This is a genomic window from Psychrobacter sp. Sarcosine-3u-12, from assembly GCF_002836005.1.
In the GTDB taxonomy this organism is placed as follows: Bacteria; Pseudomonadota; Gammaproteobacteria; order Pseudomonadales; family Moraxellaceae; genus Psychrobacter; species Psychrobacter okhotskensis.
Window position 1 is genome coordinate 1 of sequence record NZ_PJBY01000090.1, and the last position, 17,715, is coordinate 17,715.

The window sequence follows — 17,715 nt, forward strand, 5'->3', positions numbered from 1 at the left end:
AACGCTATCGTTATCAGGCTCAATACCGATTAAGGCAACCGCGATACAATGCGTCGATAAGCTTTCAATAGAGGGTAGGTTATTGATACTCACTGGGCTACCGACACTTAGACCACGCAGGGCACCAGTCGCTTGATAGGTTTCGCGCTGACAGTGATTCGCAGATATCCATTGCTCTGCTATATAAGTAGCGGCGTCCTCGCTGTGCACGCGAGAGGGCGCACCAATTAATACCGTCGTGTCATCTGTCGCAAGCGGTGACTCATCTACTGCTTGACCTTCATAAATAGTATCTGCCGCTAAGCCATCTGCTCGTACCATTACCCTATCACTGCCAAGTTGCTGCGACCTCATTTGTAGCGTATGGACACTATCTTGACCTGATTGTACGGATGACTGAGCATAATTATAGGTCAGCGGTATGAGCTCGCCTGTGTCTAAACCATCAACCAACCACCACGTGCCAAGCTCATCGACGGAATTCCCTGACACCCATAAAGTCGATATACCAATATCAGCAAGCAGTCCAGTAACAAATTCATAGTCGCTGACATCCGACTGGGTGCGCATGGATAAAGGTGCCGATAAACGTGCGGATGATTCATCATCTGATGACAAAAGAGACTCAGATATTTGCCAATTTAAATCGTAATCACTAAGGATGAGGGTAATAATATCGAGCGTCGATTGATTGATAAAACTGCGGGTATGTATCGACTGTGCCAACTGCCAATCGGGGCTAACAACTTCTAAAGTATAAAAGTGCATCGCGCCATCAGATTGCTGATAACGGATGCCGCGTATCAGCCCAGTACGACAGCTAGCGGTACGATCAGCGGAAAACGTGGTTAAGCATATCGGAGCATTAATTAATGATAAACAAGCGTTCGATTCGATAAAATTATAACTAAACACTAGTATGTCAATATTGTCAGATTGATTAATGCCGCTTGCACCGCAAAACGCAACAGGGTAAAAGGTGTTTATCGTTGAATTATCAGTATGAACGGTAATATTATGTAGACAATCGGTCTTAGAAGGCATAAGAAGGGTACCGTTACTGCTTATTTTATACCAAGAAAATGGTTTGAATGGGTGGCTTACTAAATTATTTATTAAGAAAAGTATAGAGTTTATTGAAATATTGTCAAGTATCTGTATAATCGATTTGCAATAAGTTTATTATTAAAGAACTTTAGTTCTAAATATATTCTATTATAACGTCATACTTTCTCTTATTTTTTTGTTTTAATGATGATAATTTGCTTATGAACTCTATTGATTGTACTAAGCTGAAAGGGGTAGGTCTGCTATCTGTGATTTTCAGTGCCAGTGTGTTACTGACGGCGTGCGGTGGCGCCGCGAAGAAGAACACACAGCCCTTAACGGTTTCTAAGCCAACAGTGGCTAAGCAGTTGGATGAGCCTTCACTCTCTTATCTTTCTGATGCCATAAAAGTCGATGATGGGCGTGCAGTGACAGCCCAGCAATGGCTGACCATTGCTCAAAGCAACTATCAATCAAAAAAGTACGCCCGTTCATTAAGAGCTGCAACCGAAGCATTGAGTCTCGATGATCAGCTGGTAGGAGCGCGTCAACTTGCTATGCTCTCTGCGGTCAAAGTAACGGAGAGTAATATTGACGCTTATAGTGACAATGCGGTGATGAACGATAATGATAAAGCGAGATTCAAAGACACTTTAACCAATATGACGACCTTGGTTAGTACGGCTGATTAATCATTATCGAGTCAACAGATGCATACATCTCATATTAATAATAGCGAGCACCGATTTACGATGACAAGTATTAAAAACGCTATCAAAGTCACTAATAAAATACCCAAGACGATCTTGGCTGGTCTACTTATTATGGGATCGGTTATGGGTACAGCTCATAGTGAGCTTTCGATACAAGAGCAAGATCCAGGGTCAAGCATCATCAATCAATATGCTGCCCTTAAAAATGCGGATGCAAAATCACCGCAGTTACATCAATTGATTGCCGACTTAAATCAGAGGCTAACTCGTAATCCGAAGGATTCTTTGGCTTGGGAGCTGTTGGCTCAGATTTACGCCAACAATGGCTATCATGCTTATGCTGTCTACGCAGCGAGCGAAGCAATTGATTTAGGTCAAAGCACTACCACGCTCAAAAGCATCCTTATAAATAGCAGTGCTCTTGTCTCACAGAGCCAATTACAGTCAGATTACTTGACGGATGATATGGATACGGCATTTTTAACTGAGTATCAGCACGCGCTTAGCAAGATATATGGTGAAGTCTACGGTTTTAACTATGATGAGTCTTTGCCAAAACCACCTGCGCCTGTGGTGAAGGCTCGATCGACTAGAAGCAAAAGCGTGTCCAACGCGAAGCGCCGCGCAGCCGTCAAAAGACCAGCCGCCCCTGTTAAAAGAAAAGCAGCAGTGAAACAAAAGTCACGTCCAGTGCCAAAAGCGAAGCCTGTTCAGAGACCGGCTAAACCATCATCCCCTAGAAGTAGCAACACCAAATCTACTGATCCATTCAGTATATTACGTTGAAACCAGAAACTGCTGAGGTAACTTATTATGGCAAAGCAAGACAGTGTACAAAAGAAACTGGCAAAAGTACGTGCACCTCGGGTGCATTTGACTTATGACGTTGAAGTGGGCGATGCGATCGAAACGAAAGAAATTCCGTTTGTCGTTGGGGTGTTGGGAGAGTTTTCAGGAGATTCTACTCTTGAGCAACCGCGCTTTAAAGACAAAAAGTTTGTCGAAGTAGATTTGGATACCTTTGATGAGGTGATGTCAGGTCTAGCACCGCGTGCGACGTTCCGAGTAAGCAATGACTTGAGTGATAAAGGCGGCGAGTTCGCAGTTGATTTGGCATTCAATAGTATCAACGATTTTCGCCCTGAAGCGGTTGCTGATCAAATTGAGCCATTAAAGCAACTGGTACAAGCACGAGATCGCTTGGCAGATTTACGCAACAAAATATCGGCCAACGAAAAACTTGAAGACCTATTAGATGACGTGCTTAAGAACACTGAGCAAGTCAAAAAAATGGCGGAACAAAATCAAACTGACGGTGAGGATTAAACGATGAATGCTCAAGCCCAGCAGCAGATAGCAACGGATCCATTGAATAGCGAGAGCTATGACTTACTCGAAGAAATCGTCAATAAAAGTAACGTTGCCAAGTCCGATGACGAAAAAAATCGCGCGAAGTCGCAAATTGCAGAGCTGGCCAATGAAGTCATGCAAGGCACGGTGACATTATCAGACAATTTAGCCGCATCGATTGACGCGCGTATTGCGCAAATTGATGCGTTGATCTCCAAGCAGCTGACCACCGTCATGCACGCGCCCGAGTTTCAAAAGCTAGAGTCTAGCTGGCGTGGGTTGCATTATTTATGTAGCCAGACTCCGTCGGAATCCATGCTAAAGATTCGTATGATGAATACTACGAAGCGCGAACTGACTAAAGATTTTCAATCGTCAATTGATTTTGATCAAAGCACGCTGTTTAAGAAAATATACGAAGAAGAGTTCGGTAGCTTCGGTGGTGAACCTTATGCCGCTATCGTTGGCGATTTTGAATTTACTCGCCAAAACTCTGATATGTATCTGCTTGAGCAGTTGTCTCATGTTGCTGCTGCTTCCCATGCACCGTTTGTGTCGGCGGCTTCTGCTGAGATGTTCGGACTCGATTCCTTTACTGATATTGGCCGCCCACGCGATTTATCAAAGATATTCGAAACGGCTGAATACATACGCTGGCGCGCCTTTAGACAGTCAGAGGATGCTCGCTATGTGGCGCTGACAGTACCTAGTTTTTTAGGTCGTCTGCCTTATGATCCTAAAGATGGCACAGTGGTAGAGGGCTTTAACTTCACTGAAGAAGTCTCTGGTAATGATCACAATGATTATCTATGGGTGAATGCCGCTTATGCTTTTGCTTCACGATTGACCTCAGCCTTTTCTGATTATCGTTGGTGTGCGGCTATTCGCGGTGTGGAAGGTGGCGGCTTGGTTGAGGGTTTACCTGTCCATACCTTTAAGACTGATGAAGGGGACTTGGCGCTTAAATGCCCAACTGAGATATCTATTACCGATCGCCGTGAGAAAGAGTTAAGTGACTTGGGTTTCATTCCATTAGTGCATTGCAAAAATACCAACTATGCCGCCTTTTTTGGGGCGCAGTCGGTACAAAAAGCCAAAACGTATCAAAACGATGATGCCAATGCCAATGCGGTGCTATCCACTCAGCTGCAATACATCATGGCAGTATCACGCATTGCTCATTACCTAAAAGCAATGATGCGCGACAAGGTTGGTAGTTTTTTAGCGCCTGGCAATGTCGAATCATTTTTGAATGACTGGATTTCGCGTTATGTTTTGCTAGACGACGGAGCCTCACAAGAAGCCAAAGCCCAGTACCCACTGCGCGAAGCTTCTGTACAAGTTGTAGAAGTGCCAGGCAAACCTGGTGTCTACAAGTCCGTGGTCTTTTTGAGACCACACTTTCAGCTTGACGAATTGTCTGTTTCTTTGCGTCTGGTCACTCAACTGCCGCAGTCTAGCAACAGCTGATCGTTTATTAAAACCCAACGTTAAACTTTAATTTTTTAAAAGGTGTGTGATATGAAAGATATTTATATTCAGTTCCGTGGTAAATACAAAATTGACGGTGAGTCTCGTGATAGCGAGCATAAAGGTTGGCTTGAAGTAAATACATGGGATCACCTGATCCGTCAGCCAAAATCAGCGACAGCAAGTAGCGTTGGTGGTCACACCTCTGAGCGCTGTGAACATGCCGATATGACCTTTATGAAAGATTTGGACTCGACCAGTCCCAAGCTATGGGAAGCGTGTTCAGCTGGCTATACTTTTGATGAAATTCAAATCGATTTTTATCGTGCCAATGGTGACAAACGTGTTAAATATCTTGAAGTGAAACTTAAGCATGCGCTCATTGCTAGCGTTGAACCAACGGTACGCTCAGAAGGCGTGCCAATTGAAAAAGTTGGTATCAAGTATGCGGCAGTTGAGTGGACTTACACCCAGCAAGATATCGATGGTACTGCCAAAGGTGCTGTGACGAAGAAATGGTCACTAGCCAACAACACTGCTACTTATACCGCTTAAGTCTGGGTAGTATAAAAAATAATGAGTACGTTACGATAAAAGAGAAAGGTTTACATTTGGACCTTTCTCTTTTCCGTTTTATAAGACAGGAATGCGATCAACAATGAACTATGCTGCCAAAGCTTCAAATAAGGAAGTCGGATTTCGACCAAATTTATTTGAGCAATTATTTGATGATGCCCCTCGTCATCTAGCACATGAGCTTGTGGTTCGCAGGCTTAATATCGATGAGTTAAAGTCTTCAGTAGCGCAAGATTTAGAGGCGCTATTAAACACACGTTGCGTGATATCAGAGCGCTTAGAAAGTTACCAGCATGTACGTTCATCGATACTGAATTTTGGCATATTGGACTTTGTAGGACTAAGTAGTGCCAATCCTGCAGACTGTGATTATATCTGCCGACAAATCGCGCAGACGGTCGAGCAGCAAGACAGTCGTCTGCAGAATGTCAGAGTATCGCTAGATATTGGCGCGGTAGATGTCAATCAGCTGTGTTTTTCTATCGAGGCTTTGCTCAAAGTTTATCCTGCCCAAGAGTTGGTGAGCTTTGATGCGTTCTTTGAGCCAAGCTCGCAACGTTACCTAGTAAAATAATCGACAACATGGCTAAATCGGCAGAGTTAGCAGTGATAAATATATTGAGGCATCATGGACAGTCTACTTCCTTATTTTGAGCATGAGCTTAGTTTGTTTAATAAACAATCAAAAGAATTTGCCAAAAAGTATCCCAAAATTGCCAATCGGTTATTGATGGGTCACGATACGGTAGATGATCCGCATATTGAGCGCCTTATTCAGGCTTTTTCACTGATTAGTGCCCGCATCAATAAAAAGCTTGATGACTCATACGCAGACTTTACCGAGTCTCTACTTGAAGTGGTCTATCCCGATTATCTTAAGCCTTTTCCTTCGGTGTCCATCGCTCAGTTTAATCTGGGGGTGCAGGGCAATGCGATGAGTGAGGCTACTTTAATCAATAAGGGTCATGGTTTTACCACCCAAAAAATTAATGGCACGGCTTGTCAATTTCAATCAACCCAAGACGTCACGTTATTACCGCTACAGATAGATAGCGTCGATTTTGAAACGCGCCAAGAAGTGTACGATAATCAGCATGGACTGCTTAACGGCTGCATTAACATTAAATTCAAAGGTCTTAATCCGAGCTTTGACTATCAGGCTTTATTCAATCATTCGTTAGATTTATATATAGATGAGGATGCTAGTCAAGGCACCAGCCTCTGGGATATCTTGTGCTGTGATGTCAAGCAGACCCACATCCAAGGTCAGCAAGTCAACAAGGTGACAGGCAGTCCATTTGAGGTTATAGGCTTCGATCCTGAGCAGCAACTTCTACCGAGTCACCGCGTGAGTAATGCTGCCTCTGCTTTATTAAAAGAGTATTTTTACTTTCCAGAAAAATTTAACTTTCTACGTCTCAATCTTGGTCGTACTTGTCCAAATTTAAAGATAGATAGCAGTGGTTTTGAGATTCGCTGTTATTTTAAGTTTGATAAAAAGAACACCATTCGCCTAAAAAACTTGCAGCAGTTGAGTAGCAGTAGTATCAAGTTATTCTGTACGCCAGTCATAAATCTATTCAAGGCCGCCGCCAAGCCCATTCAAGTCACTCATCGCTCTATTTATTATGATTTGGTACCTGATACTCGTGCGCTCTTTCAGCATGAGATTTATGAGGTCAATAAAGTCATAGAGTCCAAGCAAAGTAATAATCGTTTGATACAACGTGAGTATCATCCATTTTATGCGCTCAATCACTATGAGCAGCAAGATGACGGTCGTTATTATCATATCAAACGTGATAAAGATATGGCTGAATTTAAGCAGGGTTTCGAATATCAGATTATGTTTGTAGAAAAGCACCGTGAGGATGTATCAGGTGCGGTCAGCATAAGTGCCGCTTTGCTATGCACCAATAGAGACTTACCCGCGCAAGTGGTATTCGGTCAAAGCCGAGGTGATTTGTTTAGTGAGGGAATGACGGGCTTTAGTAGTCTGTCATTATTAAAGCAGCCTACCAGAACGGCACGTTTTGAATACACCGGTGAGGAGCGTTGGCGCTTAATATCGCTGATCAGTTTGAACTTTTTATCACTTGCCGCCCAAGATGCTGAGCTGATGAAAGAGTATCTGTCGCTATATGATATTACTCAATCTGCCTCGAATAAACTGCTGGTAGAAGGCATCGTCTCTGTCACCACCAGTATCAAAGCTCAGCGGATTCAGCGCTTGCCGCAGCCTGGTTTTGTACGTGGTACGGTGATCGACATACATATTAACCAAAAGAGTTTTGCTGGGGTCAGTATCCGTCAGTTTGCCTATTTATTGGCCCATGTTTTTGGCTATCACGCCAGCTTAAATAGCTTCGTTGAAGTTGCCATCAGTGATGCCGTTACTAAAGAGGAGATATATAGATGTCAGCCACGCAGCGGTCTCAGTCCTCTTATTTAACGGATTTGACTGCCAAGCCGCAAGCCTACGAGCTATTGCAGGCATTACGTTTGGTTCGTCATGAAGCCAGTATGGGGCATGCACCTATCGAGGTGCGTTATCGTGCTTCCTTGTCATTGGCCTATCCGCAAGCCGAAATCGAGTCGATGGCGCTCATTGCCGAAGACAACATGAACGACAATGCTACTGTAATAAATACCAGTGAAATGAAGGTGAGGCAATTAGAGGTTTACCCAGCGGTTATTGGATTGACTGGCCCATTATCGGCCTTGCCAGCGATGTATACCGATCATTTGGCCTCGCGAGTACACCATGCAAAAGATAAAGCCGCACCGGCATTTTTAGACTTGTTTAATCATCGTTTGACGGATTTATATGTACAAGCCAGCTGGTTTTATAACCTGCCATTACAGTATGAATTAAACCATAAAAAAGACAGCTACCTACTGAGCTTGCGAGCACTGGCACGGCAGCCAAAGAAGCTAACGGCAATCGATAGCTTGATTGCCTATGCTGGCATGATTGCTCCAGGACGTCTGACCGCTGACCAATTGGCGCATGTATTGTCACATTTTTTAGATAGTACGGTCAGCGTTCAGCAGTTCGTGCCTGAGTGGTTTGATCTGCCCGCTAGCGAGCAGACCGCACTCGGTGGTCAGCATGCGGCACTTGGGGTGTCAGCGTTTTGTGGCGCACGGGCTGTACAGTTCGATAGCAAAATTAGAATCGTCTTTCATCAGTTGGATGCCAAACGCTATTTAAGACTGTTGCCTGCAGGGGATATGTATCGCCTCATTATCGATTTTATTCGTAAATGGTGCGGTGTGAGCTTGGCGGTCGAGATGCAGCTGGAATTAGATAAGCAATATATTAGCCCTTTGTCGTTATCTGAGGATGGCTTTGGTGGTTTAGGACGCGGTGGCTTTTTGGTATCGAAGCCTGCGACTCAGCATCATGATGACACCCGCTATGCGTTGCCTATTCAGTAAAGCTTTTATTGCTAATAAGTAAATTGCTTGTTTACTAATAACGCTCAATAGTCACTCTAATTTTGATGCATCCGTTTAATAAACCAGTTTAATAAAAATAATGTTATACCATTCACAAAAATTAGAGTGGCAAGGAAAACGAGTGAAAGTACTACGACTTGTAGGCTAAGCGAGTTTGACACAGCTAATCTTACTTTTTGGGTTTGGTATTAAGTCTAATAAGAATGCTAAAGGAAAAGATTTATGAGCCAGTTAAAAGCTGTAATTACCCGCTTAAGCCCAAGCTGTCGACAGTGTTTGCAGCAGGCAGCTAGGCTTTGTATCAATAACGGGCATCGCGAAGTTGATACGGTTCATCTGCTACATGAACTGATTGCCACGCCGCACAATGATGTGGCTCAGATACTCAAAGTGAATAAAATTAATCAGCAGTCATTGCTAGCTGACATAACCGATTTGCTTAATACCTTTGGTCAGGCTACAGGCTCGACCCCTGTTTTTAGTCAGGATTTGATGGCGTTGTTAGAGGATGCATGGGAGCTGGCAAGCAGCCAACATGGTCAGAGTATTGATAATAATAACGCCTTAGAGATCCGCTCTGGTCATATATTGCTCGTGCTATTGGCATATGAGCGTTATCAGTCGCTACTCAAAACCCTTCCTGAACAGCTACAGTATATTGATCGCTTCACGCTCAAAGATGATTATGAGCGTCAATGTCTCGGTAGTACTGAGGGCAGTGGATCAAGCAGTAATAAAGGCGTCAATAAGGGTGCTGATGATGGTGCGAATAGTGCAGACGATGATACTAACAATCAAGAATCTTTAGACACTAAGCAAACTGAAGCTAAGCCAACCCCTGCGTTGGATAAATATACTTATGATTTGACTGCTAAAGCCAGTGCAGAGCAAATAGATCCAGTGATAGGGCGTGAATTTGAGATTCATCAACTGATCGATATTTTGATTCGTCGTCGTCAGAACAATCCTATTTTGACTGGAGAGGCAGGTGTCGGTAAAACTGCAGTGGTTGAGGGACTGGCGCAAAAGATAGTTGTAGGTCAAGTACCTGACCAGCTCAAAGACGTGACGATACGCAGTCTCGATATGGGGCTATTGCAAGCAGGAGCGAGTGTCAAAGGGGAATTTGAAAACCGTCTCAAGCAAGTCATTGAAGAAGTACAAGCCTCGCTACAGCCAATTATTCTGTTTATCGATGAAGCGCATACTTTGATTGGTGCTGGCGGGCAGGCGGGTCAAAATGACGCGGCTAATTTACTCAAGCCTGCGCTAGCACGTGGTGAGCTTAGAACCATTGCGGCGACGACGTGGTCAGAATATAAGAAATACTTCGAAAAAGATGCAGCATTGTCACGTCGCTTTCAAGTGGTCAAAGTCGATGAGCCTGATATCGAGACAGCAGTAGCCATGATTCGTGGGTTGAGTGCCAAGATGCAAGATCATTTTGGCATATTAATAGACGACGATGCGCTACAAGCGGCGGTTGAGCTATCTGCACGTTATATCAGCGATAGGCAGCTGCCTGATAAAGCGGTCAGTGTGTTAGACACGGCGGCGGCACGGGTGAGCTTATCCAAGACTGCCATACCCAATCAGCTCGACAGATTAAAAGCCAAAGGTGTGCAATTAGAACAGCATATTAATAATCTCAGTCAACAACTTGAGCGTATCGGCGGTGTGGATGAAAAAGAGAAAGTCAGCCAAAAAATAGCGGTACTCGATGAGCAGCGTCAGTCGAATCAACAAAGCATTGCTGATATGACCAGTCGCTGGCACGAACAGCGCGAGCTTAACAACCAGCTTGATGCGCTTAATAAACAACTGAGTGGCAAGGCAGGTGGCGCTGATAGCCTTAGTGCAAAAGCGCGCTTAGACAAACAAGCTGAGTATCAAAGTATTGAGCAATCGTTAAAACAAGTACAAGAAACGCAGCGCCTTATTCATCCTGTATTAGATCGTCAGGTTATTAAGCAGATTATCTCAGATTGGACAGGGATTCCACTCAACGATATGGCGGGGAATGAAAAAGATCATATCTTAAGTTTGGCTGATACCTTGCAAGCGCGTGTCATTGGCCAAGATCATTCTGTGGCCGCTATCGTCAAGCGCATTCATACCGCCAAAGCCCGCCTAGATGATCCTAACCGTCCACAAGGTGTCTTTATGTTAGTAGGGCCAAGTGGTGTGGGTAAGACGGAAACGGCGTTGGCGCTATCCGAGATATTATATGGTGGTGAGCGTAACCTTATTACGATTAACCTATCAGAGTATCAAGAAGCCCATAGCGTTGCTTCATTAAAAGGCTCGCCGCCAGGTTATGTTGGCTATGGTGAAGGCGGAGTATTGACGGAAGCGGTCCGCCGTCGCCCTTATAGTGTATTGCTACTCGATGAAGTCGAAAAAGCCCATCCAGACGTATTGGATTTATTTTATCAGGTCTTTGATAAAGGGGTCATGGAAGACAGCGAGGGGCGTTTAATTGATTTTAAAAACACCCTTATTTTATTGACCAGTAATATTGGCTCATCGCAGATTATGCAGGCGTGTATCAATACTGATCCGAGTGTTACGGACTTTAGCCTGCCAGACAGTGATAGCTTAAAACAGGCTATTAATCCGCATCTGTACAAAGCCTTTAAACCCGCGTTTTTGGGTCGTCTAACAGTGATACCTTATTATCCGTTAACGGATAACGCGCTGGCAGAAATTATTCGTCTTAAGTTGGATAAAATTACTGGCCGTATTCGTGACAATTATGATGTGCCTTGTGTTATTGACGATGAGGTGATCGAGCTTATTTTATCGCGTTGTCACGAGGTCGATTCTGGTGCACGTAATGCCGATGCGATTATCAGTCATACCTTGCTACCGCAGCTGGCGGGTCAACTGCTGGCTCATGATGACAGTCAGAGTGTGTTAAAGAAGATTACAGTATTCGTCGATGAGGATGATAATTTTGCCTATCGTCTCGATACTGATGCTGTTGTAGCGCTCAATCACATAGCGCAGTACAGTGAGGTCGAAGGTGACGTGAGTAAAGCGCCTAGCAAACAAGTTGAAGCTAAGAAGCCAGCTACCAAAAAATCTTCTACTAAAAAAGAGCCTGCTAAAAAAGAGCCTGCCGTAAAAAAGCCATCAGTGAAAAAAACCATCAGTAAAAAATCTGTTAAGAAGGATTTATTATAATGAATATGGGCAATTCCTTACTAACCGATATTGACACCCTTATCGCGCCTATCGATGGCAGCCATCATGGGGTGGGAGAAGATCTCATCTTTGATCCACGTATCGATGCCATTGTGGCCGCTCGTCAAGAAGACGATCCGTTACTGGCACAAGGCAATTGGGTTACTGAACTAAAAGTGGCCGATTGGGACTTTGTCAAAAACCAATGTGCCGATTTGCTCAGCCATACCAGTAAAGATATGAAGCTGGCACTGTGGTACGTCGATGCACTGAGTCATACCAATCATCTAGCAGGCATCAGTCATGGATTGAGCGTACTGCAAGCATTTAATGACGAATATTGGCTCACCATGTATCCACCATTAGATGGTGAAGAAGACAGCATGGATATCAGGGCAGGGCTACTGTCATGGTTCGTCAAGGCGCTCACTGATGATATCAAACAGCTATCGCTCGCTGATAGTAAAGCAGGAAATTACAATTATAACTACTATCTAACCGCGCGCGATCATGATAAGCAGCGTCAGCAAAACCCCGATAGCGAAACGTCCAATCAATTAACACTAAGTGATTATAACCACGCTATAAAAACCAGTAATGAGGCATGGCAACAAGCACTGATGAGCAATCTTAATAAAGTTACTGAGCAGTGGCAAACACTGACCGACCAGCTCAATAATCTGATGGGTATGGATGCACCAGTATTCGCACCAGTCACGGACTTACTGGTTGCTCTGACCCAACATTTGCGTCCATTGATACCAGAGTATTCTGATGATAATAGTAATTCTGCTCAAGATAGCGTAGCCGATATTATGGACAGCATGGGTGATAGTGACAGTGTGATGTCGGATAGTAGTGGACAATCAGCTAGCGCAAAAAATATTAGCTCAACCAGTTTTAATCCTAGCAACCGTGATCATCAAAGCAATCGTCAGCAAGCGCTTAAGTTGCTGGGTCAAATTCAAGACTACTTTGCGACCAATGAGCCCCACAGTCCGGTGACGTTTTTACTCGGTCGGGCGATTGATTGGGCGGATATGCCGCTCGACCAATGGCTGACTCATATCATCAAAAACGAAGACCAGCTGGCGACACTGTCTGACATGATTGGCATTCAACCCAAGCGTGATTCATCTGACGATGGCTATTAATTGAATCAACGACAAATGAATACTTGGTTAACGGGCAATCTGCACGCAATTTATAATCTTGCAATATTAAACTTTCCACCTTTGGACTGATAGAGAAGGGCTTGTCATGGTATGGACTCAAACAAAGCGGCATGTGCAACTGAGTAGTGCCCATCCTGATATTGCCACCAGTATTATTCAGCAAGCTGACTTGGTTGAAAGCTTGCTCGGCATGCCATTGCCCGACAGTGTTTGGAGTAAGCCCGCTCTTATGCCAGCGCCTAATGCTTATCCAAGCCCTTATCATCAAGATCAACGGGCGCAGTCTTATCAGCAGCGCCAGCTCGCCCTCTATTGCGGCTACCGTATTAGCATCACCTTACTGCATCCACGAGCAGGACTGGATATAAAACAATGGCTAGGGCAAAGTCTCTCGATACATTGGCATACGGGGGATACGCTACTACCAAGCCAAAACCGTCACGGCATCATCACCGAAGCCGTTGCCCTTGGTAGCAACAGTGGCATGGCCGCCTACCGCATCATCTGTGAACCTAGCTTAGGTCAATTACGCCTAGCTAGCCATAATCGCCGTCATCATCATCTCAGTCTGAGCGAGCTTATCACCGATATTATCAGTCCATACGATATGAACGTTGAGATTGACGAGCGTCTCAGTGATGACAGCAACTATCATATACAGCATAGCGTCCAATACAACCAAACCGATCTCGCTTATCTAACCCAATACCTTGCTCTCTATGGCGTCACAGGCTATTACCGTCATGAGAGCGACAAGCACACTCTAGTCTTGTTACCTAGTGATGGCGAAATACTGCGCCCTGATACCAATGATATCCAAAGCACCTTAAGTCAAAACCCTGCCAACCTTGCTGATAGACAAGACCGCATTACTGCCATTCGTCCGCGTATTGCGCAGCATACTCAGCAAAGCGACCTACATCGTTATGACAGTCGCTTGATGAGTATCTATACTGGCAGTAGCAGTAGCGAGCAACCTATCGACTCATCAAACAGCACGCATCAGCGCTTTTTGCACAGTCATAGTTATTTAAACGATGATGGACTCACCGCACTTGCCACCCGTTACCAGCAGAACGCGCAGCAGTGTGCCAATCTAGGCAGCTTAACCGGCAATATCCGTCACCTACAACTACCCAGCGTGCATCATATTGACGGCAACCCTTATTTGATTGATCCGCTCAGTCTGGTCTCCATACATCAACACATTAACAATCATATTCCCGCAGATTGGCTGGGGGCAGCATCCTTTGACCCCATTACCTTACAGCCAAATACCAACTATGATAATGATGACGACAACGATGACAACGTCCATCATATCAATGCCTGCTACCTACCGTTTCCGCATCATCACCATATTCCTTATGGGGAACAGCTTGCTACACTTGGACAACCTCATCCGAGTCTGACAGGTCTGATGAGTGCCAGTATTATTGATACAGACAGCAGCGCCATTACTCATGATCGTAACCATCGTGCGCATATTAGATATCACTGGCAAAGCGAAGGCGACGATAGTGCGCATTGGATACCCATTGCTAGTCACCTCGTCGCCGACCACATGGGACAAACCCATCCCCTGCGTCATGGGCAACACGTCCTTATCGACTTCATCGATGGTGACATCACTCATCCCATCATCATTGGCAGTACCCATAACGGGCAAGGCAATACTGATGCTCAGCATAATAGCATCGTCAGTGATACCGACACTATTGACGCCACCAGTCCAACTTGGTTTATCAATCAAAGCCATGCTCATCCTATTGATGGGATTAAGACTCAAAGTATCGATAGCAGTCGCACAGGCGATGCCACCAAAGACAGCATCACCAATGGCTATAACCAGCTCATGTTTGACGCCCATCCTGATAGTCCGCAAATTAACGTCTATAGCAGCAGCCACCAAAGCAGCCTGACCTTGGGTCATCTGTATCAGCATAGCGACCATACCCGTGGTCAAGCAAGAGGACAAGGCATCAGCATAGAGACTGAAGCTGCCGCCAATATTCAAGGCAGCACAGGTATTCATATCAGTAGCAGTCAAACTGCCAGCCAAGCATCAAACGCTCATATGAGTCACAGCAGCCATGGCAAACTGCAAACCGCGGATCAGCACCAGCAGGCCTACAAGCAGCTGACTGAGGCTCATCAACCAGTCGGGATAGAGAGTACAAACAATAAGAAAAGCAACAAAGCAGGCAGTAATCAAAGCGGCAGTAACGAAGACAGCCAAACCCCATTTGCCGAATTTAGCAAAGACACCAGTGACAGTGCGCTAAGCAAAGCAGGACAATGGCAACAGCCTAACGTGCTCATCGACTCTCAGCGCCATCTAGCGACGCTCAGTGGACAACACAGCCAGCATACCAGTACCCAAAGCACCCATAGCCACGCCACAGATAACACCCATCATCATAGCCAAACCCAGATGAATCAGTTGGTGGCAGGCGATGTTCATTACTACTCAAACAAAGCCCAAACCCATACGGCAGCGCATGGTGATGTGACGATACAAGCGCATCAAGATGAGATGCGTCTGGATAGCGAGCAAGTCCTACGCATTCATAGCCGAGACAGTATTGAGATTATAGCGCCTGATACGTTGACCATAAAAGCTGCGGGTAGTGGTATTGAGCTATCGGGTGGTAAGTTGACGTTTATTACGCCTAAGCAGGTGGGGTATAAGGCGAGTAAGGTGAGTTGGGGGCGTGGGGGTAGCACAGGGTCTCCTGCCGTGCATTTGCCAACAGCGAAACTGCTTGAAAACATGGATTACTATCTGACATACATCGTCCATGATCAAGATGATGAACCGCTGCCTTTCACTAAATGTATGCTAATTAAGCCTGATGGCTCAACAGAGATGCATACGACTGATTTTGAAGGCAAGTTAAATCTGATTGTTGATGATGAACCGAATGAGTATGAGTTGCATGTGATTGTTGATAAAGAAATAGATGAGGTTCAAAAAAAGGAGGGTTAGATATGGCACTCAGTAAAACAAAATTAACGGTCGTAGTAGATAATATAAAGGTCATTCAATATTTGAAGTATGATCTTTTGATTACTTACAAACGTCCTAGATCAGTACAATTACCTGAATCAGATATCACTTTAAAGCCAGCTACCGATGCAGTCTTCACAGCAAGCAAAAACGGAGCTATTACTCCTGAGCATAAAATATCAGTAGCAAATATAACGAAAGTTGTTTTTTTAGTTAAACTAAATAATGAGGTTATAAAAAAGTTCGATGCTACAGATGATGTCCTCAAAGAAAAAACTAGTTCATGGAAACTACCAACCACTCATGCTAGCTCCTTAAAGGATCCAAGTAATGAAAAAAAAATTAAGATTAAAACAAAAAAATATATAGTTTGGACAGGTACCTATTTTGAAGTATCTACAGGAAGGAAAATTATTGATACAAAGATATATGAATTTAAATTAACTAGCGAATGTGTCGCTGGAACCAGATATATGGTTAATGTTCGTGCTACTGCTGAGGTATTTGTAACAGATATAAGCATCTTTGGAGATAGTTCTGTAGGTAAAGGCGAAGTCAAATTTTATCAAAAAGCTGATACCCCTCTCGATCCTAAAGTTTTTAACGGAGATTTTGCATTAGGTGCGATATCTGGCAGCTTTGGCTATACCGTCATGGGACCGTTAGCTATGGGGCAAACACTAGGTGATAATAGTGGTCCTGGTGCAAGTTCAGACCTAATAGCTATTGAAATGGGTAGAGGTACAGCAAAGGTTACAGATTATATTAAGGAAAGTTGTAATTGAATATTAGTGCTAAATATATAATACTTGCTGTTATTTCAATAGACTCGCTTATTTTACTTTTGGTGAAAGAAAACTGTGGACCAATTATATATTCTTTAATGATAGAGTCTCTAACAATGCAAGCGTTCAGTCTATTATGTTCAATCGACTCGAAATTTAGCCGTGTTATTACTAATATGTCTAATATAAACTCTATAAAAATGAAGGTTGGTGCCTTTTTCATCATATTGATTTCCTTTTACCTTATTTTTTTAGCAAGACAAGGAATAACTTTTCAAAATCCTATTAGAGGTTGTGCTTGACATTAAGAGAAGTTCATCAGTAAGTTTTTGTGCGTCAACACTAAATTTTAAAAAATAAAACTATCTTTTAACAAGTTTGTATATCAGGAAATCAAAATGATTCTTAAGGATATATTAAGTAAATTCACTCATAAAAAATTTGTATTAATACTATTTTTAAGTATTTTGTCATCTTTCATTTTTCTAAAAGTAATAGAAGCAGATGATAAGAAAACGCAGTATGACTCAGTATTTGATATGCAAAACTATGTTATTGATAACGATCCTGATAAACAGCTTTTTCTAGGTGATATGTATTATTTCGGCGATGGTATCAGTACAGGTCAAGATTACGACAGGGCTTTTGAGTTATACCAAAAAGCAGCTCAGCAAGGTAACGCTGAAGCTCAACACAATCTTGGCGTAATGTACTACAGCGGTAAAAGTGTTAATCAAGACTATATAGAAGCAAGAAAATGGTTTGAAAAGTCTGCCGATCAAAACTATGCTGATGCTCAATTAAGTCTTGGAGTAATTTATGAATATGGTGAAGGTGTGAGTCAAGACATGGCTATTGCCAAAGAGTGGTTCAGTAAATCTTGTAATAATGGCAACAAAGATGGCTGTGAGAGCTATCAATTATTAGATACAAAATAGATC

The 17,715-nt window shown here is 43.7% G+C and carries 14 protein-coding genes; 13 read left to right on the top strand and 1 reads right to left on the bottom strand.

Features of this window, described 5'->3' with window-relative positions:
- Positions 1-1,044: phage late control D family protein (locus tag CXF65_RS05910; RefSeq protein ID WP_157824038.1), on the bottom strand; the 1,044-nt coding region annotated here is incomplete at its 3' end.
- A 224-nt stretch (positions 1,045-1,268) separates the two neighbouring features.
- Between CXF65_RS05910 and CXF65_RS05915 the strand changes: the two genes are divergently transcribed.
- The 13 genes from CXF65_RS05915 to CXF65_RS05980 all read left to right on the top strand — a co-directional run bounded on the left by CXF65_RS05915 (position 1,269) and on the right by CXF65_RS05980 (position 17,712).
- Positions 1,269-1,739 (top strand): hypothetical protein, encoded by a 471-nt coding sequence (locus tag CXF65_RS05915; RefSeq protein WP_010199984.1) that lies wholly within the window; start codon positions 1,269-1,271, stop codon positions 1,737-1,739.
- A gap of 18 nt (positions 1,740-1,757) precedes the next feature.
- Positions 1,758-2,546 (top strand): tetratricopeptide repeat protein, encoded by a 789-nt coding sequence (locus CXF65_RS05920; RefSeq protein WP_101211384.1) that lies wholly within the window; start codon positions 1,758-1,760, stop codon positions 2,544-2,546.
- 27 nt (positions 2,547-2,573) lie between these two features.
- A complete protein-coding gene (tssB, locus tag CXF65_RS05925; protein ID WP_045448203.1) occupies positions 2,574-3,086 on the top strand; it encodes a type VI secretion system contractile sheath small subunit in 513 nt (170 codons plus the stop codon).
- A 3-nt stretch (positions 3,087-3,089) separates the two neighbouring features.
- Positions 3,090-4,580 carry a type VI secretion system contractile sheath large subunit gene (gene tssC / locus CXF65_RS05930; RefSeq protein ID WP_101211385.1) on the top strand — a complete coding sequence of 497 codons (1,491 nt, stop codon included), beginning with the start codon at positions 3,090-3,092 and terminating at the stop codon, positions 4,578-4,580.
- Positions 4,581-4,631: 51 nt separating this feature from the next.
- Positions 4,632-5,135 carry an Hcp family type VI secretion system effector gene (locus CXF65_RS05935; RefSeq protein ID WP_025651832.1) on the top strand — a complete coding sequence of 168 codons (504 nt, stop codon included), beginning with the start codon at positions 4,632-4,634 and terminating at the stop codon, positions 5,133-5,135.
- A 103-nt stretch (positions 5,136-5,238) separates the two neighbouring features.
- Positions 5,239-5,730: a type VI secretion system baseplate subunit TssE gene (tssE, locus tag CXF65_RS05940; RefSeq protein WP_051395138.1), complete on the top strand. Its 492-nt coding sequence runs from the start codon at positions 5,239-5,241 to the stop codon at positions 5,728-5,730.
- 54 nt (positions 5,731-5,784) lie between these two features.
- On the top strand, positions 5,785-7,608 hold the full coding sequence (gene tssF, locus CXF65_RS05945) for a type VI secretion system baseplate subunit TssF (protein WP_101211386.1): 1,824 nt from the start codon (positions 5,785-5,787) through the stop codon (positions 7,606-7,608).
- Positions 7,572-8,597: a type VI secretion system baseplate subunit TssG gene (tssG, locus tag CXF65_RS05950; protein ID WP_025651830.1), complete on the top strand. Its 1,026-nt coding sequence runs from the start codon at positions 7,572-7,574 to the stop codon at positions 8,595-8,597. The genes tssF and tssG overlap by 37 nt, the downstream gene beginning before the upstream one ends.
- 243 nt (positions 8,598-8,840) lie before the next feature.
- The gene (tssH, locus tag CXF65_RS05955) at positions 8,841-11,804 is read left to right on the top strand and encodes a type VI secretion system ATPase TssH (RefSeq protein ID WP_101211387.1); all 2,964 of its coding nucleotides are present in this window, start codon (positions 8,841-8,843) and stop codon (positions 11,802-11,804) included.
- Positions 11,804-12,958 carry a type VI secretion system protein TssA gene (tssA, locus tag CXF65_RS05960; protein ID WP_025651828.1) on the top strand — a complete coding sequence of 385 codons (1,155 nt, stop codon included), beginning with the start codon at positions 11,804-11,806 and terminating at the stop codon, positions 12,956-12,958. Before tssH ends, tssA begins: the two co-directional genes overlap by 1 nt.
- 106 nt (positions 12,959-13,064) lie before the next feature.
- A complete protein-coding gene (locus CXF65_RS05965) occupies positions 13,065-15,968 on the top strand; it encodes a contractile injection system protein, VgrG/Pvc8 family (RefSeq protein WP_101211388.1) in 2,904 nt (967 codons plus the stop codon).
- A 2-nt stretch (positions 15,969-15,970) separates the two neighbouring features.
- Positions 15,971-16,774 carry a hypothetical protein gene (locus CXF65_RS05970; RefSeq protein ID WP_101211389.1) on the top strand — a complete coding sequence of 268 codons (804 nt, stop codon included), beginning with the start codon at positions 15,971-15,973 and terminating at the stop codon, positions 16,772-16,774.
- A 398-nt stretch (positions 16,775-17,172) separates the two neighbouring features.
- Positions 17,173-17,712: a tetratricopeptide repeat protein gene (locus CXF65_RS05980; RefSeq protein ID WP_198551972.1), complete on the top strand. Its 540-nt coding sequence runs from the start codon at positions 17,173-17,175 to the stop codon at positions 17,710-17,712.
- Positions 17,713-17,715: the final 3 nt, after the last annotated feature.